21 protein-coding genes and 1 pseudogene are annotated in these 24,997 nt (G+C 67.7%); 15 read left to right on the top strand and 7 right to left on the bottom strand.

Annotated elements, in window-relative coordinates; translation table 11 throughout:
• Positions 1-78: 78 nt before the first annotated feature.
• The 3 genes and pseudogenes from BC102111_RS12045 (at position 79) to araA (ending at position 4,027) form a co-directional block, all read left to right on the top strand.
• Positions 79-1,704, top strand: a complete 1,626-nt coding sequence (locus BC102111_RS12045) for a xylulokinase (protein ID WP_101624455.1) — start codon at positions 79-81, stop codon at positions 1,702-1,704.
• A 46-nt stretch (positions 1,705-1,750) separates the two neighbouring features.
• Positions 1,751-2,467, top strand: coding sequence for an L-ribulose-5-phosphate 4-epimerase (locus tag BC102111_RS12040; protein ID WP_101624489.1), 717 nt, complete (start codon positions 1,751-1,753; stop codon positions 2,465-2,467).
• A 51-nt stretch (positions 2,468-2,518) separates the two neighbouring features.
• Positions 2,519-4,027 (top strand): annotated as a pseudogene (araA, locus tag BC102111_RS12035) (L-arabinose isomerase).
• A 149-nt stretch (positions 4,028-4,176) separates the two neighbouring features.
• Here araA and BC102111_RS12030 read toward each other — a convergent pair.
• Both BC102111_RS12030 and BC102111_RS12025 read right to left on the bottom strand, forming a co-directional pair.
• Positions 4,177-5,019 (bottom strand): urea carboxylase-associated family protein, encoded by an 843-nt coding sequence (locus BC102111_RS12030; RefSeq protein WP_101624454.1) that lies wholly within the window; start codon positions 5,017-5,019, stop codon positions 4,177-4,179.
• A 58-nt stretch (positions 5,020-5,077) separates the two neighbouring features.
• Positions 5,078-5,746: a GntR family transcriptional regulator gene (locus BC102111_RS12025; protein WP_101624453.1), complete on the bottom strand. Its 669-nt coding sequence runs from the start codon at positions 5,744-5,746 to the stop codon at positions 5,078-5,080.
• A gap of 169 nt (positions 5,747-5,915) precedes the next feature.
• On the opposite strand from BC102111_RS12025, the gene BC102111_RS12020 reads away from it, so the two are divergent.
• Positions 5,916-7,187 (top strand): Nramp family divalent metal transporter, encoded by a 1,272-nt coding sequence (locus tag BC102111_RS12020; RefSeq protein WP_232252554.1) that lies wholly within the window; start codon positions 5,916-5,918, stop codon positions 7,185-7,187.
• A gap of 350 nt (positions 7,188-7,537) precedes the next feature.
• Here BC102111_RS12020 and BC102111_RS12015 read toward each other — a convergent pair whose 3' ends face one another.
• On the bottom strand, positions 7,538-8,824 hold the full coding sequence (locus BC102111_RS12015) for an adenylosuccinate synthase (protein ID WP_009380296.1): 1,287 nt from the start codon (positions 8,822-8,824) through the stop codon (positions 7,538-7,540).
• Positions 8,825-9,016: 192 nt separating this feature from the next.
• Between BC102111_RS12015 and idi the strand changes: the two genes are divergently transcribed.
• The 5 genes from idi to BC102111_RS11990 are packed head-to-tail and all read left to right on the top strand — an operon-like array spanning position 9,017 to position 13,161.
• Positions 9,017-9,571, top strand: coding sequence for an isopentenyl-diphosphate Delta-isomerase (gene idi, locus BC102111_RS12010; protein WP_101624451.1), 555 nt, complete (start codon positions 9,017-9,019; stop codon positions 9,569-9,571).
• The gene (locus tag BC102111_RS12005; RefSeq protein WP_101624450.1) at positions 9,568-10,773 is read left to right on the top strand and encodes a cytochrome P450; all 1,206 of its coding nucleotides are present in this window, start codon (positions 9,568-9,570) and stop codon (positions 10,771-10,773) included. The genes idi and BC102111_RS12005 overlap by 4 nt, the downstream gene beginning before the upstream one ends.
• Positions 10,773-11,126: a lycopene cyclase domain-containing protein gene (locus BC102111_RS12000; RefSeq protein ID WP_101624449.1), complete on the top strand. Its 354-nt coding sequence runs from the start codon at positions 10,773-10,775 to the stop codon at positions 11,124-11,126. The genes BC102111_RS12005 and BC102111_RS12000 overlap by 1 nt, the downstream gene beginning before the upstream one ends.
• Complete coding sequence (locus BC102111_RS11995) at positions 11,123-11,485, top strand: lycopene cyclase domain-containing protein (protein ID WP_146001425.1); 363 nt, start codon at positions 11,123-11,125, stop codon at positions 11,483-11,485. The genes BC102111_RS12000 and BC102111_RS11995 overlap by 4 nt, the downstream gene beginning before the upstream one ends.
• Positions 11,482-13,161, top strand: coding sequence for an FAD-dependent oxidoreductase (locus BC102111_RS11990; RefSeq protein WP_101624448.1), 1,680 nt, complete (start codon positions 11,482-11,484; stop codon positions 13,159-13,161). Before BC102111_RS11995 ends, BC102111_RS11990 begins: the two co-directional genes overlap by 4 nt.
• Before the next feature lie 255 nt (positions 13,162-13,416).
• Here the strand turns inward: BC102111_RS11990 and crtI are convergent, their stop codons facing one another.
• From crtI to BC102111_RS11970, 4 genes are all read right to left on the bottom strand, one after another.
• Positions 13,417-15,015: a phytoene desaturase family protein gene (crtI, locus tag BC102111_RS11985; RefSeq protein WP_101624447.1), complete on the bottom strand. Its 1,599-nt coding sequence runs from the start codon at positions 15,013-15,015 to the stop codon at positions 13,417-13,419.
• A complete protein-coding gene (locus BC102111_RS11980; protein WP_101624446.1) occupies positions 15,015-15,926 on the bottom strand; it encodes a phytoene/squalene synthase family protein in 912 nt (303 codons plus the stop codon). The genes crtI and BC102111_RS11980 overlap by 1 nt, the downstream gene beginning before the upstream one ends.
• The gene (locus tag BC102111_RS11975) at positions 15,923-17,446 is read right to left on the bottom strand and encodes an SDR family oxidoreductase (protein WP_101624445.1); all 1,524 of its coding nucleotides are present in this window, start codon (positions 17,444-17,446) and stop codon (positions 15,923-15,925) included. The genes BC102111_RS11980 and BC102111_RS11975 overlap by 4 nt, the downstream gene beginning before the upstream one ends.
• Positions 17,447-17,539: 93 nt before the next feature.
• Complete coding sequence (locus tag BC102111_RS11970; protein WP_101624444.1) at positions 17,540-18,256, bottom strand: TetR/AcrR family transcriptional regulator; 717 nt, start codon at positions 18,254-18,256, stop codon at positions 17,540-17,542.
• A 125-nt stretch (positions 18,257-18,381) separates the two neighbouring features.
• On the opposite strand from BC102111_RS11970, the gene BC102111_RS11965 reads away from it, so the two are divergent.
• The 6 genes from BC102111_RS11965 (at position 18,382) to BC102111_RS11940 (ending at position 24,960) form a co-directional block, all read left to right on the top strand.
• Positions 18,382-19,137 carry an SDR family oxidoreductase gene (locus BC102111_RS11965; protein WP_101624443.1) on the top strand — a complete coding sequence of 252 codons (756 nt, stop codon included), beginning with the start codon at positions 18,382-18,384 and terminating at the stop codon, positions 19,135-19,137.
• Positions 19,138-19,206: 69 nt separating this feature from the next.
• Complete coding sequence (locus BC102111_RS11960; protein ID WP_063248929.1) at positions 19,207-19,536, top strand: nuclear transport factor 2 family protein; 330 nt, start codon at positions 19,207-19,209, stop codon at positions 19,534-19,536.
• Positions 19,537-19,728: 192 nt separating this feature from the next.
• Complete coding sequence (locus BC102111_RS11955) at positions 19,729-20,349, top strand: fluoride efflux transporter FluC (protein ID WP_101624442.1); 621 nt, start codon at positions 19,729-19,731, stop codon at positions 20,347-20,349.
• Positions 20,346-20,723 carry a fluoride efflux transporter FluC gene (locus BC102111_RS11950; RefSeq protein WP_101624441.1) on the top strand — a complete coding sequence of 126 codons (378 nt, stop codon included), beginning with the start codon at positions 20,346-20,348 and terminating at the stop codon, positions 20,721-20,723. The genes BC102111_RS11955 and BC102111_RS11950 overlap by 4 nt, the downstream gene beginning before the upstream one ends.
• A gap of 286 nt (positions 20,724-21,009) precedes the next feature.
• Positions 21,010-22,491 carry a catalase gene (locus BC102111_RS11945; RefSeq protein WP_101624440.1) on the top strand — a complete coding sequence of 494 codons (1,482 nt, stop codon included), beginning with the start codon at positions 21,010-21,012 and terminating at the stop codon, positions 22,489-22,491.
• 216 nt (positions 22,492-22,707) lie between these two features.
• Positions 22,708-24,960: an MMPL family transporter gene (locus tag BC102111_RS11940; protein ID WP_101624439.1), complete on the top strand. Its 2,253-nt coding sequence runs from the start codon at positions 22,708-22,710 to the stop codon at positions 24,958-24,960.
• Positions 24,961-24,997: the final 37 nt, after the last annotated feature.

Here is a 24,997-nt window from a genome sequence, read left to right as displayed (position 1 = left end):
ACGACATGAATGTTAGCGTTAACATTCAGGAGCAGGAACCCCCCGGTTCCTGACGCAAGGGCGCGGAAGGCCACCAGCATGGAATCAGAGCGGACCTCGATCAGAGGCACTGATCAGGAGACGAAGCGGCTCATCGAGAGCGGCACTGCGGTGCTCGGCATCGAACTGGGTTCAACGCGGATCAAGGCCTGCCTGATCGCTCCCGAAGGCGTCAGCCTGGCCACCGGGAGCTCGGAATGGGAGAGCCGCCTGGTCGACGGGCACTGGACTTACGGGATCGGCGACGTCTGGAGCGGAGTGGCAGGTGCTGTCGCCGACCTTCGCCGACAGGTGCAGGACGCCTACGACGCCGAACTCACCTCACTGGCCTCCCTGGGTGTCTCCGGCATGATGCACGGATACCTGGCCTTCGACTCCGACGATCAGCTGCTGGTGCCGTTCCGCACGTGGCGCGATACGACGACGGCCCGATCGGCCGCGGAACTCACTCAGCTCCTCGACATCAACATTCCCATGCGCTGGACGGTGGCACACCTCTATCAGGCGATCCTGGACCGCGAAGAGCATGTGGCCGGCGTCGACTACCTCACGACTCTCGCTGGATACGTGCACTGGCAGCTCACCGGCGAGAAGGTCCTGGGCATCGGCGACGCCTCCGGCATGTTCCCTGTCGACCCGCAGACAGGCGATTTCGACGCCGAGAGGTTGGCGAAGTTCGACTCGCGGCTCGGTGGGACTCCACTTCGCCGCAGCCTGCGCTCTCTCCTTCCCCGCGTCATGTCCGCGGGAACCAGGGCGGGGACGCTGACCGCGCGCGGCGCAGAGCTCCTCGATCCCAGCGGTGCTCTTCGGCCGGGAACGACGTTGTGCCCGCCGGAAGGCGATGCGGGAACCGGAATGGTCGCGACGAATTCTGTGCGTCCCCGCACGGGAAATGTGAGCGTCGGCACCTCGATCTTCGCTATGGTGGTGCTCGAACGCCCTGTGGAGGCTCTCCATACCGAGATCGACCTGGTCGCCACTCCGGACGGAGCGACGGTGGCGATGGTCCACTGCAACAACGGAGCCGACGAGCTCAGGCGGTGGGTCAGCTTGTTCAAGCAGGCGGCCGTGGCACTGGGCGGGCAACACTCGATCGCCGATGACGACGCCTTCCGCGTCCTCCTGTCTGCCGCCGAGGACAGTGCCGCCGATGCCGACGGCATCGTGATCTTCAACAACATCGCGGGTGAGCCGGTCACAGGACTCGTGGATGGCCTTCCGCTGATGGTGAGAAGTCCCGGATCGCAGCTCAACCTCGGCAACCTGATGCGCGCCCAGGTCTACAGCGTCTTCGCGTCCTTGGCTATTGGCATGGAGGTGCTCGGGGGTGAAGGTGTCGAGATCGATTCCCTCAACGCGCACGGCGGAATCTTCAGAACGGCGGGAATCGCCCAGCGGTTCCTCGCAGCCGCTGCCGGAACGCCAACCGTCGTGTCAGAGAGCGCCGGAGACGGAGGCGCTTGGGGCATCGCCCTGCTCGCCGCCTATCTCGACCACGCCGACAAGCCGCTGGCACAGTTCCTCGACTGCGCCGTCTTCTCCGGCACCTGGACCCACACCGTCACTCCCACACCTTCTGATATGGCGGGGTTCCGCTCGTTCCTCGACCGATACCGACGCGGGCTGCCCGTGGAGGCAGCGGCCGCAGAACTCCTCTCATAACTCCTACCGCCTTGCAATCGCCCGTTCCAGCACAGATCTTCGGAGGATCACCGTGACGATTTCCGCACACATTCGAGCACAGGTCTCGAATGCACGACAGCGCGTGAGTGAGCTTCACGCCGAGCTGCCGCGCTGGGGCCTGGTCGTCTGGACTGCAGGCAATGTGTCCGAGCGTGTCGTGGTCGACCCCACCGGCACTCGGGGGGCAGATGATCTCCTCGTCATCAAACCCTCGGGAGTGCGCTATGACGAGCTCTCAGCCGACACGATGGTCGTGTGTGACCTGCACGGCCGTCTCGTCGAGGAGCTGTCCTCCGGAGGGCTCACACCTTCGTCCGATACTGCGGCACACGCGTATGTCTATCGTCAGATGCCGCAGGTCGGAGGGGTCGTGCACACGCATTCGACCTACGCCACGGCGTGGGCAGCTCGCGCCGAGGAGATCCCCTGTGTCCTGACCATGATGGCCGATGAGTTCGGCGGACCGATCCCGGTGGGTCCGTTCGCCGTCATCGGCGATGACTCGATCGGGCGCGGCATCGTCGAAACGCTCTCCGAGTCGCGCAGTCCCGCCGTCCTCATGCGCAACCACGGCCCGTTCACCATCGGCGCGACAGCCTCCGACGCCGTCAAGGCAGCTGTCATGGTCGAGGAAGTCGCCAAGACCGTCCACGTCTCGCAGCAACTCGGTCTGCCGCATCCGATCCCCGATGAAACCGTCACGCGTCTCTATGACCGATACCAGCACGTCTATGGGCAATGAATCGCACTCCGACGACCCGATACACGCGACCATCACAGAGGAGCATCTGACATGCGCAACCCATTCGAGGGAAAAGAGATCTGGTTTCTCACCGGCAGCCAGGATCTCTACGGTCCGGAGACCCTGGCCCAAGTGGCCGAGCAGTCGCAGCAGATGGTTCGCACGCTCGACGCCGCCGCGGACATTCCGGTCCGCATCACCTGGAAGCCCACGCTCACGGATTCGGCATCCATCGAACGAGCCATCGTGGAGGCAGGAGCCGACGACGACGTCGTCGGAGTCATCACGTGGATGCACACCTTCTCTCCGGCCAAGATGTGGATCCGCGGACTGGAGGCACTGCGCAAGCCGCTGCTCCACTTGCACACGCAGGTGCATGAGCGCATGCCCTGGGCGGAGATCGACATGGACTTCATGAATCTCAATCAAGCTGCCCATGGAGATCGCGAATTCGGCTACATCCTCACTCGCCTCAACGTTCCTCGAGTAACCGTTGTCGGACATGTCACTCACTCTGATGTGACTGGACGAATTGGCGTATGGTCCCGGGCCGCAGCCGCTTGGAATGATGCTCAGCACATGACGATGGTCCGGTTCGGCGACAACATGCGCAACGTCGCCGTGACGGAGGGCGACAAAACAGAGGCAGAAATTCGCTTCGGAGTCTCCGTGAACACCTGGAGCGTCAACGAACTGGCGTCAGCGATCGATTCCGTTGCTGAATCATCAGTCGACAGATTGGTGGAAGAGTACGCGCAGACCTACGAGGTCGCTTCCGAGCTTCTGCCGGACGGAGACCGACACGAATCAGTTCGGTACGCTGCCAAGCAGGAGATCGCGATCCGCGATTTCCTGGAGAGCCATGATGCGTCAGCATTCACCGACTCCTTCGAAGACCTCGGCAACCTGAGACAGCTGCCCGGTCTGGCTGTGCAGCGATTGATGGCCGATGGTTACGGCTTCGGGGCAGAAGGTGACTGGAAGACCGGAATGCTCATACGAATCGCCAAGGTGATGGGTTACGGCCTCGAGGGAGGTGCGAGCCTGATGGAGGACTACAGCTACAACCTCGAGCCCGGCGCTGAGAAGATCCTGGGCGCTCACATGCTCGAGGTCTGTCCTACGTTGACCTCGCGCCGGCCCCGACTCGAAATCCACCCGCTTGGCATCGGCGACCGCGAGGATCCGGTGAGACTCGTTTTTGAGGCTGACCCAGGAGAGGCCGTAGTGCTGGCACTCTCAGACATACGCGACCGATTCCGGCTCACTGCCAACGTCGTCAACGTGGTCGAGCCAGACGAGCCACTGCCAAAGCTGCCGGTGGCCAGGGCGGTTTGGGAGCCATTGCCGAATTTCTCGACCTCAACAGCATGCTGACTCACCGCCGGCGCGGCACACCACACCGTGATGACGACCGCAGTCGGCATCGAGGCCTGGCGCGACTTCGCAACCATCGCTGGGGTCGAACTCGCGGTCATCGCGGAAGACACGACAGTCCACGGCTTCCAGGACGCGCTGCGGTGGAACGACGTCTACTACCGGATCTCACAGGGGTTCTGAATCCGAACGAAAGCCCATTGGGCGAGGTATTCAGGTCCCCTGCCCGCGAACCGCGCGCGCTCGTTCCACGCGCAGCCGGAAATCCGCGTCCGGGGCGACGCGGATTTCCGGCTGCGTGTGGATCGACGGCTGCCCGAACCGCCGGCGGCTCAGCTCCAGGACTGAGCGCTCAGGCCGTGCGCACCGCGGTATCGCGGCGACTGCGGTTCGGTCCAGCCCTCGAGGAGGTCGTCCGAGACCGCATAGACCGTGACCTTGAGCGGGTGGCAGTTCTCCGCGGCATCGTCGCCGTCCTCACCGAACATCGGCTGCGACAGGTCGCCGCCCGGGCATGCGGAGAGTGCCGCGAGCAGGTCCTGCTCGGCGAAGAACTCGAAGTAGTCCCCGGGCTGCGCCGGGCAGGTCTTCATGAAGTACTCATCGTCGTCGTTCAGGCCTGTGCACTGGAACACGTTGAGCACATCGTGGACGTCGAATTCGGTCAGCCCGAACGGGAGGATCGCACGCACGAGGTTCGAGTGGCAGTGGTAGTCGAAGTCGACGCCATTGAGCATCTGGGATACGTACGGGTCGCACCGGGTGCCCAAGGTATCGTGCAGGCGCCCGCCTTCGCTGTCCTCGCCATAGTCTGCGAGGGTATCGCCGACGATGGTGGCCATCGGACGGAGGAACGGCAGGGTCGACCACAGCCGGTCGAACGTCGAGACGTGGGCGGCCTGGAGCTGACGAGTCCGCGACGCCCAGAAACGTTCCCGCGGGTCGTTCCTGTTCCACAGATTGAGGTCCCCGACCTGGGGCCCCTCGACCGAGGAGATCCGGCAGATGTGCCCCGCGGGAATCTCCCACGCCTCACCCGAGCGGATCTCGACGGTGAGCTCGGAGACGACGGTGCGGGAATCGGTGAGCTCGCCGAGGCGGCCGTAGAAATCCCGGTCGACCTCGAGGGCGTCGCCTTGGTAGGCGGCTTCGGTCAGTCGTGGGTTGTTCGTCATCATGTTTCCTCTCGAAATCTCGGGCATCTTGGTCGGCAGTCGTCGAAGGGCAGAGCCATCAGGGCCGCGCGATCGCCGCGCCGCGAACGGCATCGACGATCGCCGCCTCCGAATCGGCGAGGTAGGCCATCAGTTCGGCTTCGGCCGCGTCTCGTCGCCCTGCCAGGAGAAGATCGGCGATCACCCTGTCACGGTCCACCCACAAGGCCTGGAACTCGGCCTCGTCGGGCATGATCGCGAATGCCAGACGAAGCTGAGCAGCGAGGGCCGCGAAGAAGTGGTTGACCCGCTCGGAACCTGCCAACGCAACGACTGCGGCATGGAACTCCAGGCTGGCAGTTCCCGTCTGCTGCCACCGCTTCTGCGCTCGCTGTCGAATCCCCGTGTCGGCTGCCACGTCGATCTCGGCCAGCTCTGCGTCGCTAGCGCGACTGCTGGCACGGATTCCGCCGAACTCGAGAAGTCGACGAGCGGCGTAGATGTCGGCGACGTCCTCCGTGGTGAGCACGCGCACGGCAGCTCCGGAATTCACGGTGAGAGTGACGAGCCCATCGCTGACGAGCAAACGCAGGGCCTCTCGAACGCTGTTCCTCGACACTTCGTGCTCCGCAGACAGCACCCGATCCCTCAACCGCGTACCGGGTGGCAGCTCTCCCCGCAGGATCTGGTCGCGAAGGCGCGTGCGCACCATCCCCGAGGCACTTTCATTGTCTGCACTCGTTGCCATACGACGAAGATAGCAGAGTTCAACCAAACTTCAGAAAATCCAGTTCTGCACTCGACTCTGAACAGGAAGAATCTCCTTTCTCAGCGGAAGGATCAACTTCTCCTATTGTCAGATGGTTGAACCATCTATAGGCTTTCGGGTAATTGGACGCCTTTCGAAGGAGAACGCGTTGAACGAGACCGATGCCGGCCGCCCACTCCCGAGGGCCGAGAGAGATACCAGCCGATCGCGGCGACTGCGCTTCGGCCCTGGCCTCATCATCGCCGCGTCGTTCATCGGCCCCGGAACGATCACCACCTCGGTCGTCACCGGCGCATCGTACGGATTCGCCCTCGCCTGGACGGTGCTCTTCTCGATCATCGCGACGATCATCCTCCAGGAGATGAGCGGCCGACTGGGAATCGCCACCCGCCTCAGCCTCGGCGAGGCGCTCCGCACCGTCTTCGCGTCCCGGATTGCGCGCATGGCGATGGTCGTCCTCGTCGTCGCCGCCATCGGCATCGGCGGGGCGAGCTATGCCGGCGGAGACACGACCGGAACGGCTCTGGCGCTGTCCACCGTCACCGGCATCGACCAGAGGCTCATCGTCATCGTCGTCATCGCGTTCATCGGGGCGCTGCTCTGGACCGGCAGCTACAAGGCCATCGAAGTCGTCCTCACCATCTTCGTCGTCATCCTCGGAGTAATCTTCGTGATGACCGCATTCGTGGTCCGCCCGCCGATCAGCGAGATGCTCGAGGGACTGTTCGTACCGACGATCCCCTCGGGTAGCCTCCTCGTCGCCATCGCGCTCATCGGCACGACGGTCGTCCCCTACAACATGTTCCTTCAGTCCAGCCTCGTGCAGGAGAAATGGGGTAAGGGCGCCGTCGAAGAATCTCTCAAGGAGTCCCGTCGAGACACCGTTCTCTCGATCTCCGTCGGTGGAGTCATCACGCTCGCCGTGATGGCCACGGCATTCGGCGGCATGTACGTCAAGGGGATGACCGCCGAGACCGCAGAGGACATGACCCAGGCGCTCGAACCTCTTCTGGGCTCCGCCGCCCCGTGGGTCTTCGCCACCGGCCTGTTCGCAGCCGGTTTCACGTCGGCGGTCGCCGGTCCGCTCGGCGCCGCCTATGCGATCAGCGGCACCCTCGGGCTGAGCACCGACCTCAAGGCGAAGCCTGCCCGCATCATCTGGATCAGCGTGCTCGTCATCGGCGGGATCTTCGCCGTGACCGGCATCAACCCGGTGCAGATCATCATCCTCGCTCAGGCGGCGAATGGGCTGCTCCTGCCGATCATCGCCGCCTTTCTCATGATCGTGATGAACAATCGCCGGCTGATGGGTCGCTACCGCAACGGCGTGGTCGCGAACATCCTCGGGTGGCTCATCTGCCTCGTCGTCACCGGCTTGGCCGTGTTCCAGCTGGCAGACCTCTTTGGCGCGTGGGGTTAGCACCATGGGGCTTCATCGTCGATGAGCAGGTGCTGCGCCTCCACCCGACCAGGCCAGCGCATCAGGTTGCCGGAACGGCTGTATGGTCTCGATCCACGCGAGGCTCGAAATCCGCGCCTCCCACGAATCGCCGCGCACTCGATCAACGCGAGGCACGAATTCCGAGTCGCCCGCGACGCGGAAATCCGGCTGCGCGTGGATCGACACTCAGCCGTCGGGCTGCGCGTGGAACGACGGCGAAGTGCAGCGACCCGAGCCGCAGCTCAGCGGCCCAGCGACTCGAGCCGTCGCGCCCGGGCCAAGCCGAGCCCGTGCCCAGCCGCGCCCGCGACCGGGCCCGGCCGGTACCTTCAGTCGAGCAGGTCGTGGCGGACGATCGACTGCTCGCGGTCGGGGCCGACGCCGATGACGGAGATCCGGCAGCCGGAGAGCTCCTCGAGGGCGAGGACGTACTTCTGTGCGTTCTCGGGCAGATCCTCGAAGGTCCGGGCGCCGGAGATGTCCTCGGTCCAGCCGTCGAAGTACTCGAAGATCGGCGTCGCGTGGTGGAAGTCGGTCTGCGTCATCGGCATCTCGTCGAAGCGCTCACCGTCGACGTCGTAGGCCACGGCGACGGGGATCTGCTCGATGCCGGTGAGGACGTCGAGCTTCGTGAGGACGTAGTCGGTGAAGCCGTTGACCCGTGCGGAGTACCGGGCGATGACCGAGTCGTACCAGCCGCAGCGGCGCGGACGCCCGGTGTTGACACCGAACTCGCCGCCGGCCTTCTGCAGGTACTCGCCCATCTCGTCGAAGAGCTCGGTCGGGAAGGGCCCGGCGCCCACGCGGGTCGTGTAGGCCTTGACGATGCCGACGACGCGGTTGATCCGCGTCGGGCCGATCCCGGAGCCCACGCACGAACCGCCGGCGGTCGGGTTGGAGGACGTGACGAACGGGTACGTGCCGTGGTCGACGTCGAGCATCGTCGCCTGGCCGCCCTCCATGACGACGACGTCTCCCCGGTCGAGGGCGTCGTTGAGCATGAGCTCGGTCTCCGCGACGTAGGGGCGCAGCCGCTCGACATAGGGCAGGAAGTAGTCGACGACCTCCTCGACGCTCACCGCGCGACGGTTGTAGACCTTGACGAGGAGTTCGTTCTTCTGGTGGAGCGAGCCCTCGATCTTCTGGCGCAGGATCGACTCGTCGAAGATGTCCTGGACGCGGATGCCCAGGCGCCCGATCTTGTCCATGTACGCCGGCCCGATGCCGCGGCCGGTCGTCCCGATCGCGCGCTTGCCGAGGAAGCGCTCGGTCACCTTGTCCAGAGTCTGGTGGTAGGGCGCGACGAGGTGCGCGTTCGCCGAGATCCGCAGCTTCGAGGTGTCGGCACCGCGCGATTCGAGGGCGTCGATCTCCTCGAAGAGCGCCTCGAGGTTGACGACGACGCCGTTGCCGATGACGGGGGTGACGTTGGGCGAGAGGATCCCCGCGGGAAGGAGCTTGAGCTCGTACTTCTCACCGCCGACGACAACCGTGTGACCAGCGTTGTTCCCGCCGTTGGGCTTGACGACGTAGTCGACGCTGGTACCGAGGATGTCGGTGGTCTTCCCTTTACCTTCGTCGCCCCACTGAGCGCCGACGACAACGATTGCTGGCATGAGTGTTTCACCTCAAGTGAAAGAAGGGGATCATTACCTCCACAGTCTACTTGCTGGTCATGACATCGCCCCCGTTCCGTCCGCGGCTCCGCCCCGATACGGCCCCCGTTCCGTCCCTGGCCCCGCCCCGATACGCGCCTCGCACCGGTAGCATGGGGCAGACCGTCCGGTGTTCGAAGGAGCTGATGATCGATGACCACTCCCGACACCGCTGACACTGCCGTCGAACGCGTCGTCCTCCTCGACGAGGCGGCTCGCCCCATCGGGTCGATGCCCAAGTCCGAGGTCCACACCGCCGACACCCCGCTGCACTCAGCATTCTCCTGCTATCTCATCGACGACGAGGACCGCATCCTCCTCACCCGCCGCGCCCTGACGAAGGCGGCGTGGCCGGGTGTGTGGACGAACAGCTTCTGCGGTCATCCGACGCCCGGGGAGGACATCGAGGACGCCCTCGTCCGGCGGGCTGACCAGGAGCTCGGCACGACCGTGAGCGCCGTGACCGTCATCGCCCCCCACTTCCGCTACCGTGCCGTCGATGCCGGCGGCATCGTCGAGAACGAGGTGTGCCCGGTCTACGTCGCCCGGATCGCCTCGCCACTCGACCCCTCCCCCGCCGAGGTGGCCGAATGGTCCTGGACTCCGATCGCTGAGGTCCGTGCGGCGCTGAGTGCGACCCCGTTCGTCTTCAGCCCGTGGATGGTCGATCAGTTCGCCGCGGGCGTCTTCGAGAGCCTGCGGCCGTGAGAGGACACGACTCCGCTCGCGCCGACCCCGCCCCGGGTTACCACCGGATCCGCTCGTTTGCGGCGGCCCGAGAGGTCCTCCGGGCCCGCCGCTCTACGGCCCAGGCCGGCTTCACCGCGGAGCGGATCCCCCGCGGATGGTTCCGCCGACACCCGATCCTCATCTCCGACGGCCCCTCGCATGATGAGCAGCGGCGTGCCCTCGCCCGCTTCTTCGCCCCGTCCGTCGTCGACGAACGGTACGCGGCAGACATCGCGGCGCAGGCCCAGGCGATCGTCGATGAGGCCGTCGTCACCGGACGCTGCCGCCTCGACGACGCCGCTCTGCTCTACACCGTCGGCGTCACCGCCGGGATCGTCGGCCTCACCGCGTCCCCGGTCCCGGCACTCGCCTCGCGGCTCACGGCGTTCTTCCGACAGCCCCCGGTCGACCTCGCCGCCCCGAACTGGGGGCGGACCAACCGCCAATGGCTGCAGGCCGCCGTCAACGGGCTCCTCCCACTCACCGCCTTCCACGTCTGCGACGTGCTGCCCGCCATCCGCGACCACCGGCGCAGCCCTCGCGACGACATCATCTCCCACCTCCTCGACACCGGTGCCGGCACCGCGGACATCCTCGTCGAATGCGTCACCTACGGCACCGCGGGAATGGTCACCACCCGTGAGTTCATCTCCTTCGCCGCGTGGCGGCTGCTCAGGGACGATGAGCTCCGCCACGACTACCTCGGCGCCGCCCGGGACGCCCGGCTGGCGATGCTCGAGGAGGTCATCCGCCTCGACCCCATCGTCGGCCACCTCTACCGGCGCGTCACCGACGATCTCACTGTCGACATCGACGGACTGGCGACGACGATCCCCGCCGGCGACCTCGTCGACATCGACGTCGCAGCCGCCAACGTCGATCCGTCCGCGTTCGGGACGGCCGCCGAGGCGGTCTGTCCGGCCCGGACCGAGCACGGTCGCGTCCCCGGCCGCCCGCGGACAGCGCTTCCCGCGGGACTGAGCTTCAGCGACGGGGCCCACCGCTGCCCGGGACAGCCCGTGGCGCTCGTCGTCGCCGACGCGCTCCTCCACCGCCTCCTGGCGTGCGAACCCACCCTCCTCACAACCCCGGTTGTCGGTCACGACTCCGTCATCGCCGGGGCCCGCCTGCGCGGTCTCGACCTCGGCTTCACCGTCCCGTCCCGTCCGCGGCGGCGCTGATGTTCGGCCAGTGGGAGTACCTCGCGCTCATGGCGGCCTGTGTGCTCATCACCCTGCCCCTCGAGTTCGTGTTCGCCGCGCGGGTCTATCGCCGGTGGAGGCTCCTGCTCGCCGCCCTCATCCCCGTCGTCATCGTCTTCGCGGTCTGGGACCTCATCGCGATCGCCCGCGAGCACTGGTCCTACAACCCGGAGTTCGTCACGGGAATCGAATTCGGTGCCCTGCCGCTCGAAGAGCTCGTGTTCTTCGTCGTCATCCCCATCTGCGCCCTGCTCAGCTACGGGGCCGTCGGCACGGTCCTCGCCCGTGCCCGGCGCCTACGGGCGCGCATGGCGGGAAGGAGGAACCGGTGATCCCCGAGTACACCGTCATGACGGTCGCCGGAATGGTCCTCGTCGTCGCCCTCGAACTGTTCGTCTTCCGCAGCGGCATCTTCCGGCGCGCCCAGTACTGGACTGCGCTGGCGATCTGCCTCTTCTTCCAATGCCTCGTCGACGGCTGGCTGACGAAGCTGCGCGACCCCATCGTCGTCTACAACCCGGACATGTTCTCTGGCATCCGCGTCCCCTTCGACATCCCCATCGAGGACTTCGGGTTCGGCTTCGCGATGATCACCGCGGTCCTCATGCTCTGGCAGTGGAACCTCAACCGGCGCAGCGCCGAGGCGGATTCCCCCGCCGAGGCGGACTCCCCCACCGAGGCGGACGGATGACCGCCCGGACCCGCACCGGTTCCGGTGCCGGCACCGATGGCCGCGTCCGCCCCGCCGACCGTCATGCCGTCCGGCTCCCGGCCGCCCCCGGCAGGTCGCGGCCGCTGCGGCCGAAGAGCGTGACCGTCATCGGGGGCGGGATCGCGGGACTCAACGCCGCCGCCGTCCTCGCCGAACGCGGAGTCGACGTCGTGCTCCTCGAATCGGGCCGCCGCCTCGGCGGGCGGGTGAGTGCATGGCCGCTGCCCGGCGGGCGGACGATGAGTCGCGGGTTCCACGCGTTCTTCCGGCAGTACTACAACCTCCGCGACCTGCTCCGCCGTGCCGATCCCGACCTCTCCCGTCTGCGTCCGCTCGCGGACTATCCCCTCACCCGCCGAGGCGGGGCCACCGATTCGTTCGCCGCGATCCCGACGACGCCGCCGTTCAACCTCGCCGGGTTCGTCCTCTCGAGCCCGACGTTCCCGCTGTCGGGACTGACCGAGATCGACACCGCGGCGGCGTTCGAACTCATCGACGTCGACTTCCCCGACTCCTTCGCCCGGTACGACGGCGAATCGGCGGCGGCCTTCCTCGACCGCCTGCGCTTCCCAGCGGAGGCCCGGCATCTCGCACTCGAGGTGTTCGCCCGGTCGTTCTTCGCCGACCCCGATGACTTCTCCGCCGGCGAACTCGTCGCCATGTTCCACACGTACTTCGCCGGCTCCTCAGAAGGCCTCCTCTTCGACGTCCCCACAGACGACTACGACACCGCGCTGTGGGCACCCCTCGGGGACCATCTCGCCGACCTCGGCGTGCGCATCGAGACCGGCCGCACCGCTACCGCACTCAGACGTGGCCCGAGCAGGTGGACGGTGACGACGGACAGCGGGGAGGTCGACTCCGATGCCGTCGTCCTCGCCGCCGATCCGGCCGCGGCCCGCAGTCTCGTCGCCACGCTGCGCGCTGACGAGCCCGCGGAGGCCGAGTGGGCGAGCCGGGTCGCCGCCACCCGCAACGCGCCCCCGTTCGCGGTGCTCAGGCTGTGGTTCGACGGACCCGTCGACCCCGACCGTCCCGCCTTCCTCGGGACGAGCGGCTTCGACCTCCTTGACAACGTCTCCGTCGTCGACCGCTTCGAGGCCGGCGCTGCGGACTGGGTGCGCGAGCACGGAGGGTCCGTCGTCGAACTCCACGCCTACGCACTACCGAAGACTGCACTGCAGGAGACCGCGGTGCCGGAGGCCGGAGTGTCGGAGACCGCGGTGCCGGAGACCGCGATGCCCCAGGGTGGGGCGTCCCAGGGCGCGGTGGCTCCACGGGCGGTGTTCGAGAAGGCGATCGCCGACCGGCTGCTCGCCGACCTCCACACCGTCTGGCCGGAGACGTCGCGACTGACCGTTCGCGAGTCGCAGCTGCTCATCCGTGACGACTGCGGACTCACCGATCCGCGCCCGTGGCACGAGCGCCCTGGTGTCGAGACACCGCTGCCCGGACTCGTCCTCGCCGGGGACTGGGTGCGCTGCGATGCGCCCGTCGCCCTCATGGAGCGTGCGGCGACGACCGGCGCCCTGGCCGCGAACGCTTTGCTCGCCCGGTGGCGGGTCGCAGGAATCGACCTCTGGTCGCCGCCGCCACGCGGACTGCTCCGACGCGGTCTGCTCGGGCGAATGCGGCGGACGACGACGCGCGGCTGAGACGGCGGGACGCCACAGGACGACGCGACACAACGGCATAGAGGGAGGCGGCACGGCGGATGCGGCGCGGCGCAGAGACGGCCGGGCGGGACGCCCTGGCGCGGCGTTCAGACGGCACCGCGCTCAGGCGGCACGACGGGACACCACGGCACGGCGGGAGATGGCACGCCGCAGAGGCGGCACGGTGCTCAGCCGGCACGTACGGCGGCACTGGAAGCCCACACGGCCCGGGCAGGGCCGCGCGGGCGGGCGCCCCTAGACGCCGTCCCCGACCGGAAGCGGACCGGGACTCGAGTCGCCGCGGATGTGCTTGAGGACCACCTCGGCGCTGATGAGGCACATCGGCACGCCCACCCCCGGCGCCGTGGTCGCACCGGCGAAGTAGAGGCCGTCGACGGTGCGGGAGACGTTCTGCGTCCGGAACATCGCGGACTGGCGCAGAGTGTGCGCGGGCCCGAGCATGCCGCCGAGCCACGAGTTGTAGTCGCGCGCGAAGTCGGTCGGACCGATCGTGTGGCGGACGACGATGCGCTCGGCGAGGTCGGGGATGTCCGCCCACTCCGCGATCTGCGCGATCGCCCGATCGGCGGCGCGTTCGATGAGGGGATTGCCGCTGCCCTCGGGACCACCGCCCCCGAGCCCGGCATCGGCGGGGACGGGGACAAGGACGAAGAGGTTCTCGCATCCCGGCGGTGCCACGGTCGGGTCCGTGGCGCTGGGGCGGCAGACGTAGAGCGACGCCGGGTGGGGCACCCGCGGGCGCGGGCCGAAGATCGCGTCGAAGTTCTCCGTCCAGTCCGGGGTGAAGAAGAGGGAATGGTGGGGCAGCTGCGGAAGGTCGCCGGTGACGCCGAGGAGGACGAGCACCGCCCCGGGGCCGCTGACCATCCGTGACCACCGGCCCTCCGAGCCACCGCGGAGAGCGGGCGGGAGCAGCCGGGTCTGCGTGTGGTGGAGATCGGCGGCGGAGACGACGATATCGGCCCCCGTGCGCCGGGCACCTGATCGGGCATCTGTCCAGCTCACCCCTGTCACCCGCGGTCGCCTGCGACCGGTGGCCTCGGTCTCGATCGCCACGACCTCCGCCGAGGTGTGGATGCGGGCCCCGGCGCGTTCGGCGAGACGGGTGAGAGCATTGACGACCGTGCGGAAACCGCCCATCGGGTAGTCCACCCCCTCGTCGAGGTCGAGGGCGCTCATGAGGTGGTAGATCGCCGGTGCCCGGCGCGGGTCGGTGCCGAGGAAGACGGCAGGGTATTGGAGGATCTGCCGCAGACGCGGATCGGCCACAGTCCGCTCGGCTCGTCTGCTCAGGCTCTCCGTGAGCAGGCGGGTCAGGGACGGAAGCGAGGGCAGGAGCGCACGGTCGAGGACGGAGAGCGGAGAGGTGAACGGGTTGTAGAGGAAGAGCCTCTCGGCCATCGCCTTCGCATGGGCGGCCGAGCGCAGATGGGCCTGCAGGCGCCTGCCGGCACCGGACTCGCGGCCCTCGAAGGCCGCGACAACCCGGTCGCGTCCCCGCGGAACACTCACCGGTGCCGCCTCGGCGGTGACGCTCGGCGCGGTCGACGCCTCCGGGTCGGTGAACACCGTGTAGGCGGGATCGAGGGGCACGAGGTCGAGCTCAACCGCCGCGCTCGTGCCCATGAGCGCGAAGAAGTGGTCGTAGACCTCGGGCATGAGATACCAGGACGGGCCCGTATCGAAGCGGAACCCGTCACGGACGATCCGACCGATGCGCCCGCCCACCTCGGTGTTCTTCTCGAAGACGTCGACGCTGTGGCCGTCCCGGGCGAGCAGGGCGGCGGTGGCGAGTCCTGCGGCACCCGCCCCGATGACGCTCACCTGCGCCATCACGAACTCCGGCCGCGCAGGGTGCCCAGGGTCGAGCGGGCGAGGAGACGCGCCTTGACGTGGCCGGGGATGCGGATCCGCTCCCGGTAGAGCCGCTCGACGGGGGCAGCGGCGATGGTGTCGATGAGCGCGGCGAAGAGCGCGGTGGCGGCGCCGACGGCGAGCCTCGCGTCGTAGGGCAGGAGCGGGATCGCAGCCTCGGCGTCGGCGAGCTGGTCACGGATGGTGAGGATCCAGGCGTCCCGCGCACTCGTGCTCAGGCGCGCGTCCTCGGTGAGGTAGCTGCGACCGAGGCGGTCACGGTCGTCGGCGAGGTCGCGGAGGAAGTTGATGTTCTGGAAGGCCGCGCCGAGACGGCGGGCCCCGCACTCGAGGGTGGGCAGCTGGGTGTCGTCGCGGGGGTTGTCGTGGAGGAAGATGCGCAGGCACATGAGGCCGACGACCTCGGCGGATCCGTAGACGTAGTCCGCATGCTCCCCGGCGCTCAGGCACCGCACCTCGGGTGCCGCCGGGTGTCCCGCAGGCGATTCGGCGTCGAGATCGGAGCGCATGGCGGCGAAGAACGGTTCGATGAGGTCGCTGCCGATCCCCGTGTGCCGCGCCGTCCGGGCGAACGCGTGGATGATGAGATTGGTGCTCACCCCGCGCGAGAGCGCCCGATAAGTCTCGGCGACGAAGTCCTCGAACATCTCCCCCACCTCGTCGGGCCCCACCCCGGCACTGCTCGGCAACCCGTCGACGATCTCATCGGCGACGCGGACGAGGGCGTAGACGTTGCGGACGTGGGACCGGTGGGAGGGACCCAGCAGCGCCGTCGCCGTGCCGAACGACGTCGAGTATCCGTCGATGACGGACTTCGCGGCCCGCTCGGCGGTGCGCGAATAGGTCTCGAGGGAGGAGCGTTCACTCATCGCCGACGCCTCTCGTTGCGCCGAGCAGCCCGTTCGATGTTGTGGGCCATGGCCGGGAAGATGAACCGGTGGAAGGGTGAGACGAACGCCCAGTAGAGGCGGCCGCGGATGCCGCGGGGGAAGAAGATCGCCCGCTGCCGGTATTCGCAGTCGGGGCCGACCTGGTCGACGGTGAACTCGAGCCATGCGTCTCCGGAGACCTTCATCTCCGCGCGCAGGAGGAGCTTGTGGTCGGGGACGATCTCCTCGACCCGCCACCAGTCGACGGGATCGCCGACCCGCAGGGCATCGGGCAGTCGGCGTCCGCGGTTGAGACCGGCCCCGCCGACGATCTTGTCCCAGAGGCCGCGGATCTTCCACGCCAGCGGCCACGAGTACCAGCCGTTGCGGCCGCCGATGCTGACGATGACCGGCCAGATGTCGGCGACGGCGAGGTCGCGCAGCAGCCGCCGGCGGTCGTCGACGAACGCCTTCTTGCCTGCCCACTGCGGGTCGTTGGGCAACGGCTTCGCCGCCTGCTCGAGCTCCCCCGAATCGGCATCCCAGTTCGTCGCCACCGCCCCTTCCTTCTCCCGGCGCAGGGCGAGCCGGACCGCTTGGTCGAAGCTGAGCAGTCCCGACGCCGGTGGTGGGATGACGGCGTCGATGTCGTCGTTGCGGGTCACCGCGTCCTCCTGCAGCGACTGGACGAGTGGGAGCGTGAGCTTGAACGGCAGCGGGGTGACCAGCCCGACCCAGATGCCCGAGAGGGTCGGGGCCGGCAGCGGGAGGGCGATGACGTGGCGCGGGGGCAGACCGCGGATGCGCGCGAAGTCCTTCATCACCTCGGCGTAGGTGAGGACGTCTCCGGAGCCGATGTCGAAGGCGCGGTTGACCGGCTTCGGGAGGTCGCAGGCGGCGACGAGGTAGTAGAGGACGTCGCGGACGGACAGCGGTTCGACCCGGTTGGCCACCCAGTTGGGGGCGGGCATCCAGCGCAGGGCGTCGGCGAGGTGCCTGATCATCTCGAACGACGCCGACCCGGAGCCGATGATGATCCCGGCCTGGAAGACGATCGCCGGGGTGCTCGAGGCGAGGAAGACCTCCCCGACCTTCGCCCGGGAGCGCATGTGCATCGACAGCTTCGCCGACTCGGGGTGGAGGCCGCCGAGGTAGATGATCTGGCCGACCCCGGCCGCAGCGGTGGCCTCGACGAGTCTCGTCGCCGCCTGCGCTTCGCGTCGTTCGAAGTCGCTGCCGGAGTTCATCGAGTGGACGAGGTAGCAGACGTCGTCGATGCCCTCCATCGCCGCCTTCAGGCCGGTGCCGTCGTCGAGGTCGACGGTGTGGACGGTGACCTCGTCGGCCCAGGGCACCGCGCTGAGTTTGTCCGGCGAGCGCACGCCCACGCTCACCGAGTGACCGGCTTGGAGGAGGCGGGGCACGAGGCGACCGCCGATGTAGCCGGTGGCCCCGAGCACGAGCACAGAGCGGGGATGGTGGGCGGACGGGATGGTCTCGGTGAGGTCGGTCTCTGCCATCGGGTCCTCGCTGATGGGTAGGCGAGGCGCGTCGCTGCGTCTCGGTGCGAGCCCCTGCGTCCGGATCGGCAGCTGGGACACTGTGGGAACAGACTACCCTGTCGTCTCGCCGAGGCGACCGATCCATTGAATGAGCAGCTGAGTCTCCGTCTCGCCGAGGATCTCCGGGTTCGCGGCGGCGCGTTCGATGACCGCGTGCCCGAGGCGGACATCCGCCTCGCCGCCCGCCCCGGCGGGCCCGGTCCCGGTGATCGCTGCGAGCACGCCTTCGCGCACGTGCGCTGAGAGGTCGGGATCGGCTTCGCCGAGGATGATCTGGCGCAGCGTCACCCCGATGTTCGTCGCGATGATGTGGGCGGCCGCCTCCTTGTAGCCGACGACGAGTCGCCCCTCCTCCTCGGCGCGCTTCGTCACTGCCCGAAGCATCTCGCCGGGCCTCGACTGCGCGTCGGGCGAATGGCCGGGCCGGACCTTGCCGTACATGAGCGTGTAGAAGCCGGGATTCTCGAGCCCGAACGCGACGTGGGCGTCCCAGCCCTGGCGCAGCGCCTGGATGGGGTCGTGGCTCGGCTCTGCCGCGGACTTCTCAGCGAGGTACATGTCGAATCCGCGTTCGATGACGGCGTCGATGAGTCCCTGCTTGCTGCCGAAGAAGTGATAGAGCGTCGGCATCTTCACCCCGACCGCGTCGCACACGGCACGCAGCGAGAAGTCCTCTCCCGGCGCGGCGGCGATGAGGTCGGCCGCGGCGTTGAGGAGGCGGGTGCGTGTATCGACCGCCTGTGTATCGAGCGAAGATCCCTCTGTCATATCGCTATATTATCGTGTACTGTCGATATAACGAGATGTACCGACGCTATATCTCGTCTCTGCGGGAAGCCTCCGCGAGGCATTGGCCGCAGAGTCCCTATCGTCACGACCGATCAGGAGCAGACATGACCACCCACACCCTCGAAGGCAAGAACGTCCTCATCGCCGGCGGCGGCAAGAACCTCGGCGGCCTCGTCGCCCGGCAGGTCGCCGAGGCGGGGGCCAACGTCGCGATCCACTACAACTCCGAATCCTCCCGTCCGGATGCCGAGGAAACCCTGGCGGCGGTCGAAGCCGCAGGTGTCAAGGGCGTTCTCCTCACCGGGGATCTCACCCAGCCGGCGAACGTCGAGAAGCTCTTCGCCGATGCCGCCTCGGCGCTGGGCCCGATCGACATCGCGTTCAACACCGTCGGCAAGGTGCTCCGCAAGCCCATCGTCGAGACGACGGAGGAGGAGTTCGACGAGATGTTCGCCGTCAACGCCAAGGCCGCGTACTTCTTCATCAAGGAGGCGGGCAAGAACCTCGCCGACAACGGGAAGATCGTCACGATGGCCACCTCGCTGCTCGCGGCGTTCACCGACGGGTACTCGACGTACGCCGGCGGCAAGGCCCCGGTCGAGCACTTCACGAGGGCCGCTGCGAAGGAGTACGCTGATCGCGGCATCTCCGTCGTCACCCTGGCCCCCGGTCCGATGGACACTCCGTTCCTCTACGGTCAGGAGACCGATGAGCGCGTCGAGTTCCTCAAGTCGCAGGCAATGGGCAACCAGCTGACGAAGATCGAGGACATCGCCCCGATTGTCCGCTTCCTCACCACCGACGGCTGGTGGATCACCGGCCAGACGATCTTCCCCAACGGCGGCTTCAGCACCCGCTGAGCCGACGCCCACCCCTTCACCGCTGGGACTCCAGCCTCTTGGCTGAGACCAGCCGACTCAGGAGGAATCATGACCGACCAGTCCATCCCCCAGCCCGTCGCCGACTTCATCGCCACCGTCAACGCCCATGACGACGCAGGCTTCCTCGACTCATTCACCGATGACGCGTTCGTCGATGACTGGGGTCGCACCTTCACCGGCCGTGACGAGATCAAAGGTTGGAGTGACAAGGAGTTCATCGGCTCACAGGGCGTCCTCACCCCTGAGGAAGTCAGCGCTGACGACGACTCCGTCACCGTGGTCGGCGATTGGAAGTCGAACTACGCCAATGGGCGGTCCTCGTTCAGGTTCACCACCAAGGGAGACAAGCTCACCTCGATGACGATCCGCGAGGGCTGACCACATCGGCGGCCGACACCCCGCCCCGCGATGATCACCGCGAGCCCCACCGCCTCGACGCATGTGCCACAATGACAGAGACGCGCATCCGTCACGGCGGTGGGGCTCGCCGTACCCAACCGCGGAGCAGTCCGCTCCGACAACAGTCCCTACCTCGACCGGCGCCAGCATGCCCGAAAGGTAGGAGAGACCATGAGCACCGCCCCCACCCACCTGCGAGCGTCCTCCCTCATCCTCGTCGCTGCGGGCGGCACGCTCGGGACGGCAGCCAGGGAGGCGATCAGTCTCACCGTTCCCTCCCTCGCGGGGATCCCGGTGGCGATCTTCGGCATCAACTTCCTCGGCGCGTTCCTCCTCGGACTCCTCCTCTCCGCCCTCGCCCGGCGCGGGCCGGATGAGGGCGCCCGACGCCGAGTGCGCCTCCTCGTCGGCACCGGGTTCATGGGCGGGTTCACGACGTACAGCGCGCTGGCCACGGATGCGGCGCTCCTCCTCGGCGGGGTGCCGGGAACGGAGTCGGCGGGTGGGGTCCCCGCGGTCACGGCCTCCACCGGGATCGGCATCGGCTATGGGCTCGCGACCCTCATCATCGGCGGGCTCGCGACATGGGCGGGGATCGCCCTCGGCACGATCACGCGAGCCCAGCGCCCGCACGCTACGACTCAGACCCCTGCGACCCGCACGGCGGCGACCCGCGCGAAGGCGACCCTTGCGGAGGCGACGGACTCCCCCGCCGGGACGTTCGCGCCCGACCCGACGGGCGCGAGCGACCCCGCCGCCCGGGCGCCTCGTCGGAACGGGGGTCGCCGATGACGCCGCTGCTCTTCGCAGGCATCGCCGTGGCCGGCGGGATCGGCGCGGCGGCGCGGATGGTCCTCGACGGACTCGTCAGGTCACGCACCCGTGGGGCGACACCGTGGGGGACGATCGCGATCAACGTCTCGGGTTCTCTGGTGTTCGGATTCCTCACCGGGCTGGCGGCAGGGAGCCTCCTGCCCAATGAATGGTTCCACATCATCGGCACGGGCTTCCTCGGCGGGTACACGACGTTCTCGACGGCGAGCTACGAGACCGTCCGCCTCCTCGAACAGCGCGCATGGTGGGCGAGCGCGACGAGCGGGCTCGGCACCCTCGTGCTCGCCACCGGTGCCGCCGGCCTCGGACTCCTGCTCGGCGGGCTGGTCTGATCCGCCTCGGCGGGCCGGTCTGATCCACCTCGGCGGCAGGATTGCCTCACCGCCCCACCGGCGGATCCACAGGCTTCTTTCCGGCAATGCACGTTCTGCTCAAATCTCCGCAGATGCCCCCACCCCTGCCGCATCACGGCAGTCATCTTGCCTGGTGAGAACGGCAGGTTCACCGGCCTTTACTGTCACGGCCCGACATGCCTAAAGTGGGAACAGAGGTTGCCGTGTGACCTGCAGTCATACGCGTGTCACTCCTCTTCAGCATCGAAGCGAATGGAGAACGAATATGCCTACGCCCGAAGAACAGGTCGACCAGTGGTTCGATCCGAAGAAGCCCTCGACGACCGAGGTGGGAACGAAGCGGGAGTCGGACGCACACTCGCTGAGCGTGGGTCCTGACGGCCCTCTGCTCCTTCACGATGTCGCCCTCGTCGAGAAGATCGCCCGCTTCGACCGTGAGCGCGTGCCCGAGCGCAGCCCGCACGCGAAGGGCTCCGGCGCATTCGGCGAATTCGTCGTCACCGGTGACGTCTCGAAGTACACGAAGGCGAAGTTCCTCCAGCCCGGGACGACGACACCGATGCTCGCGCGCTTCTCCACCGTTGCCGGCGAGCTCGGTTCCCCGGACTCGTGGCGCGATGTCCGCGGCTTCGCCCTGAAGTTCTACACCGAAGACGGCAACTTCGACATGGTCGGCAACAACACCCCTGTCTTCTTCGTCCGTGACCCGATGAAGTTCCCGGACTTCATCCACTCGCAGAAGCGCCTGCCCGACTCCGCGCTGCGCAGCCCGAACATGCAGTGGGACTTCTGGTCGCTCTCGCCCGAGTCAGCGCATCAGGTCGCCTACCTCATGGGTCCGCGCGGCCTGCCGAAGACCTGGCGGAACATGAACGGCTACTCCTCGCACACGTACATGTGGGTCAACGAGGACGGCGAGAGGTTCTGGGTCAAGTACCACTTCCTCACCGATCAGGGTGTGGAGAACATGTCGAACGAGGAAGCCGCCAAGCTCGCCGGAGAGGATGCCGACGTCCACCGCCGCGACCTCTTCGATGCGATCAAGAACGGCAACTTCCCGTCGTGGACGCTGCACGTGCAGATCATGCCGTACGAGGACGCGAAGACCTACCGGTTCAACCCCTTCGACCTCACCAAGATCTGGTCGAAGAACGACTACCCGCGCATCGAGGTCGGTCGGTTCACGCTCAACCAGAACCCGATCAACCACTACGCGCAGATCGAGCAGGCCGCGTTCAGCCCGTCGAACACGGTGCCCGGCACGGGAGTTTCGCCGGACAAGATGCTGCTCGGCCGCGTGTTCTCCTACCCTGACGCGCACCGCAACCGCATCGGCACGAACTTCAACCAGCTGCCGGTCAACGCCCCCGTCGTCAAGACGAACAACTACGACAAGGAAGGACACATGCAGTACCACCACACCGGTGCTGCACCCGTGTACGCGCCGAACTCGTACGGTCGCGCCTACCAGGACACGCAGGGCGTCGTCGACAACGGGTGGGAGGCCGACGGCGAGCTCGTCCGCATGGCCTACACCCTGCACAGGGATGACGACGACTTCGGTCAGGCGCACACGCTTGTGCGCGAGGTCTACTCCGAAGAGGAGCGCCAGGAGCTCGTCAACACGGTCGTCGATATGCTGAAGGCCGATGTTGAGGAACCTGTCCTCTCGAACGTGTTCGCCTACTGGAAGAACATCGACGCCGAGGTCGGTCAGGCCATCGAGGACGGCTACCGCCAGGGCTGACCTGACCGCGCTCACCCGGCCCACGGTCGGGTGAGCAGTCGGTGAGCGGTCGAGGAATCGCCGACTGACGGTCGGCTGACCACCGAGCCCACCGTCAGGTGTGCCTCCGACCGGCTCAAGCGCCCGAGCGCCGAACCGCCATCCCACGGGGAGCGGTTCGGCGCTCGGGCGCTTCGTCGTCTGGCAGTTTAGTTAACTTGGTGAAATACTAACCGCATGAAGGACTCCTCTCGGTCACCCGGTGCCCTCCGCATCCTCATCCCCACCGTGCTCATCCTCGCCTGGCTCGCGGTCTTCGGCCTCGGCGGTGCGAGTTTTGGCGACATCAGCGAGGTCTCCTCCGACGAACGGTCGAGCTTCCTCCCCGACAGCGCGGAGTCGACCCGCGTGCAGAACGCGATCACGGAGTTCACCGGCTCCGATGCCGTGCCCGCGATCATCGTCGCCGAACGCCGTGACGGCCTCACCGAGGCGGACCGCACAGGTCTCGAGGAGTTTGCCGATGCCGCCGAGGCAACGGTCCCCGGGGCGTCGGCGTCCCCGGTCATCCCCTCCGAGGACGGGCAGGCAGCGGAGATCGTCGTCGCCGTTCCCTCCGACGCCGAGGTCGGCGACGCCGTCACCGCGCTGGAAGCCGAGGCGCAGACGGTCCTGCCGGACGACCTCGGCGTGTGGGTGAGCGGACCCGCCGGTTTCACCGCCGACCTGCAGGAGGCGTTCAGCGGCATCGACGGCATCCTCCTCCTCGTCGCCCTCGCCGTCGTCTTCGTCATCCTCGTCATCGTCTACCGCTCCCCCCTGCTGCCGATCCTCGTCCTCCTCGCGTCGATGACCGCGCTCTGCGCCGCCGTCCTCCTCAACGTCGCCCTCGCCCGAGCCGACGTCGTCACGCTCAACGGCCAGGTGCAGGGGATCCTCTTCATCCTCGTCATCGGCGCGGCCACGGACTACTCCCTCCTCTTCATCGCCCGGTACCGGGAGGAGCTGCGCGACACCCAGTCGCCGCGCACGGCCGCGTGGCGGGCAGTACGGGGTGTGCTCGAGCCGATCGCCGCCTCCGGCGGCACTGTCATCGCGGGTCTCCTCTGCCTGCTTCTGTCCGATCTCGGGTCGAACTCCGCTCTCGGCCCGGTCGCCGCAATCGGCATCGTCTGCGCGATGCTCACGTCGCTGACGTTCCTCCCGGCCCTCCTCGCCGTCACCGGCCGTGTCGCGTTCTGGCCCCGGGCCCCGCGGTTCGGCACCGCCCATCCTGTCCTCACCGGCCCCGAGGCGACTGGGCCCTGGTCCCGCATCGGCCGTGTCGTCGCCGCAGGTCCCAAGCGGATGGCCGCCGGGGTCACGGTCGTCCTCGTCCTCGGGTGCGGCGGTCTCCTCGTCCTCGACGCCGAGGGGGTCCCGCAGAGCGAGTTCGTCCTCGGCGAGTCCGAGGCCCGTGACGGGCAGGTCGTCATCGACCGTCACTTCCCCGGCGGATCGGGCACCCCCGCCTACGTCCTCGCTGATGATTCGGAACGGGGCAAGGTCGCCGAGGCGATCGCCCGGACCTCCGGAATCGACGGGGTCGCGCTCATCGCCCAGGATTCGCCGTCCGGAACCGTTCCCGTCGACGCCTCCAGCGAGGTCGAGAGCGCAGGCCCGGCCGGAGGCGGTCCCGGCGGTGCGCAGGCCCCGGCCGCCGAGCCGACCGTCATCGACGGTGAGGTGATGTTCTCCGTCACCCTCTCAGATCCTGCGGACTCCCTCGAGGCCGAACAGACCGTCCGCGACCTCCGGGCTGAGCTGGGCCCCTACGATGCGGCAGTGGGTGGGAGCACGGCCGTCGACCTCGATACGAACGAGACCTCCTCAGCCGACCGGTCGGTGATCATCCCGATCGTGCTCGTCGTCATCACGATCATGCTCGCCCTGCTTCTGCGCTCCCTCGTCGCGCCGCTCGTCCTGCTTGCGACGACGGTGCTCAGCTTCGGCACGGCGCTGGGGCTGAGCGCGCTCATCTTCCAGCTCATCGGACAGCCCCAGTCGGATCCGTCCGTGCCGCTCTATGCGTTCGTCTTCCTCGTCGCCCTCGGCATCGACTACAACATCTTCCTCATGACCCGGGTCCGCGAGGAGACCTTCGGCCACGGCACGAAGGAGGGGACGTTGCGGGGTCTGTCGGCGACCGGAGGGGTGATCACGAGCGCGGGCATCGTGCTCGCCGCGACCTTCGCCGCCCTCGTTGTCATTCCGATCCAGTTCCTCCTCCAGCTCGCGATCATCGTCGCCCTCGGCGTCCTCCTCGACGCCCTCGTCGTCCGCACCCTGCTGGTGCCGGCGCTGGCGATCTGGATCGGCGACCGACTGTGGTGGCCCTCGCGGCTTGCACGTCCGCGCCGCCCCGATGCGCGCCCGCGCCGCCCCGATGCGCGTTCAGCGACGAAGGACGAGCGCGAGTCGTCGGCGACGAGGCTGCTTGCCCGACGCTGAATGCCGTGGCTGAGTGTTGAACGCAAGGGTGGCGGCG

This window comes from Brevibacterium casei CIP 102111 (assembly GCF_900169275.1).
Classification (GTDB): domain Bacteria; phylum Actinomycetota; class Actinomycetes; order Actinomycetales; family Brevibacteriaceae; genus Brevibacterium; species Brevibacterium casei.
Note: the sequence above shows the minus strand (reverse complement) of the source record. Positions and strands in the feature narration are given on the sequence as shown.

Excerpts from the sequence above, each read along its gene's own strand:
- idi (WP_101624451.1), top strand. The coding sequence starts at position 9,017 with ATGACCACTCCCGACACCGCTGACACTGCCGTCGAACGCGTCGTCCTC.
- BC102111_RS11955 (WP_101624442.1), top strand. The coding sequence starts at position 19,729 with ATGAGCACCGCCCCCACCCACCTGCGAGCGTCCTCCCTCATCCTCGTC.
- crtI (WP_101624447.1), bottom strand. The coding sequence starts at position 15,015 with ATGGCGCAGGTGAGCGTCATCGGGGCGGGTGCCGCAGGACTCGCCACC.
- BC102111_RS12045 (WP_101624455.1), top strand. The coding sequence starts at position 79 with ATGGAATCAGAGCGGACCTCGATCAGAGGCACTGATCAGGAGACGAAG.
- BC102111_RS11950 (WP_101624441.1), top strand. The coding sequence starts at position 20,346 with ATGACGCCGCTGCTCTTCGCAGGCATCGCCGTGGCCGGCGGGATCGGC.
- BC102111_RS11975 (WP_101624445.1), bottom strand. The coding sequence starts at position 17,446 with ATGGCAGAGACCGACCTCACCGAGACCATCCCGTCCGCCCACCATCCC.
- BC102111_RS11990 (WP_101624448.1), top strand. The coding sequence starts at position 11,482 with ATGACCGCCCGGACCCGCACCGGTTCCGGTGCCGGCACCGATGGCCGC.
- BC102111_RS11945 (WP_101624440.1), top strand. The coding sequence starts at position 21,010 with ATGCCTACGCCCGAAGAACAGGTCGACCAGTGGTTCGATCCGAAGAAG.
- BC102111_RS11940 (WP_101624439.1), top strand. The coding sequence starts at position 22,708 with ATGAAGGACTCCTCTCGGTCACCCGGTGCCCTCCGCATCCTCATCCCC.
- BC102111_RS11960 (WP_063248929.1), top strand. The coding sequence starts at position 19,207 with ATGACCGACCAGTCCATCCCCCAGCCCGTCGCCGACTTCATCGCCACC.
- BC102111_RS12000 (WP_101624449.1), top strand. The coding sequence starts at position 10,773 with ATGTTCGGCCAGTGGGAGTACCTCGCGCTCATGGCGGCCTGTGTGCTC.
- BC102111_RS11980 (WP_101624446.1), bottom strand. The coding sequence starts at position 15,926 with ATGAGTGAACGCTCCTCCCTCGAGACCTATTCGCGCACCGCCGAGCGG.
- BC102111_RS12015 (WP_009380296.1), bottom strand. The coding sequence starts at position 8,824 with ATGCCAGCAATCGTTGTCGTCGGCGCTCAGTGGGGCGACGAAGGTAAA.
- BC102111_RS11970 (WP_101624444.1), bottom strand. The coding sequence starts at position 18,256 with ATGACAGAGGGATCTTCGCTCGATACACAGGCGGTCGATACACGCACC.
- BC102111_RS11965 (WP_101624443.1), top strand. The coding sequence starts at position 18,382 with ATGACCACCCACACCCTCGAAGGCAAGAACGTCCTCATCGCCGGCGGC.
- BC102111_RS12030 (WP_101624454.1), bottom strand. The coding sequence starts at position 5,019 with ATGACGAACAACCCACGACTGACCGAAGCCGCCTACCAAGGCGACGCC.
- BC102111_RS12025 (WP_101624453.1), bottom strand. The coding sequence starts at position 5,746 with ATGGCAACGAGTGCAGACAATGAAAGTGCCTCGGGGATGGTGCGCACG.